Source organism: Promicromonospora kroppenstedtii DSM 19349 (assembly GCF_000515355.1).
GTDB classification, from domain to species: domain Bacteria; phylum Actinomycetota; class Actinomycetes; order Actinomycetales; family Cellulomonadaceae; genus Promicromonospora; species Promicromonospora kroppenstedtii.
In genome coordinates this window covers 1-1,209 of record NZ_KI911612.1, presented here as the reverse complement: position 1 = coordinate 1,209, position 1,209 = coordinate 1, and the positions used below count along the sequence as shown (strand labels likewise).

Below are 1,209 nucleotides of genomic sequence, written 5' to 3'. Positions count from 1 at the left end.
CGGCGCACCTGGTGACCGCCGCCGACGTCACCGAGGAGCGCTACCTGACGCCCGGCGCGGCGGACCCGAACGTCGTCGTGCTGCGGCAGGGGGACGGGCTGGGGCGGGGTGTGCACGCGTCCACGCCGCTCGCGGCGCTCGTCGGCGCGTGCGACGGCGACCTGACCGTGGGGCAGATCGTCGGCGCCATCGCGTCGCTGTTCGAGGTGCCCGCGGACGCGCTGGCGGCAGAGCTGCTCCCCGCCGTCCGCGGCCTGGTCCGGGACGGTTTCCTGGAGGGCTGACCGGCGTCCGCAGGGGGCACCCACGGGCCCCGGCGAGGCCGCTCCGGCGGCCTCGCGAGCCCGCGGAGGCCGTTACCGGGACGTAACGGTCTTTCGCGCAGACCGATAAATTTCGTCGATGCCCGAGACATATGGGCCTATGACAGATATTTTCCACCCTGTGGAACTCGACATGCGGCACTTGAGGATGGTCGTCGCGGTTGCCGAGTCGGGCAGCGTCACGAAGGCGGCCGCTGCCCTCGGCATCGCGCAGCCGGCGTTGACCGCGCAGCTCAACCGCATCGACCGGTCCCTGGGCGGGAACGTCTTCGTCCGCGACCGGTTCGGTGCGCGACCGACCGAGCTCGGCGAGCTGGTTCTCAGGCACGCTCGCGTGCTTCTCCCCGCCATGGCGGCCCTGGCCGACGACGCCGAACGCCTCGTCAACGGCGACGTCGCCCACGGCGAGACCGTGCGGGTCGGCATCACCGGCACCGGCTTGGGCGGGCTGTTCGTCAACCAGCTGCACATCGGCATGCCCGGTGCGCAGGTCACCACGGCCATGCCCCATCTGCCCGACGACGTCGCCGCGCGGCTCGCCCGCGGCACGATCGACGTCGGTCTGGTCGGCATGTGCTCCGACGTCTCGCCCCCGGCGGCGGTCGAGGTGTCCTGGACCCGGGTCTGCACCGACCCGATGTTCGTGCTCATCGACGAGCACCACCCGTACGCGGGCAAGCCCGAGGTCTCGCTGGCGGAGCTGGCCGAGGAGCAGTGGCTCCGCGTGCCGTCGCACGGCTGCCTCGAGGAGTGCTTCGTCTCGGCGTGCGTGCGCGCCGGGTTCACACCCCGCGGTACGGGCGAGGCCGAGTGGACCACCGCCGTCGACCAGGTGCGCGCGGGCCGCGCCGTCGCGCTCGTGGAGCCGGGCCAGCCCGACCCGCCG

Annotated in this window: 2 protein-coding genes; both read left to right on the top strand. The window is 73.2% G+C overall.

Annotation, left to right across the window (positions count from 1 at the left end):
* Positions 1–284 (top strand): DUF7782 domain-containing protein (locus PROKR_RS04135; RefSeq protein WP_036959806.1); only part of this gene is annotated, 284 nt, incomplete at its 5' end.
* Between the two features lie 118 nt (positions 285–402).
* Positions 403–1,209, top strand: an 807-nt coding sequence (locus PROKR_RS04130) for a LysR family transcriptional regulator (protein WP_245605691.1), incomplete at its 3' end; no start/stop codon positions are given.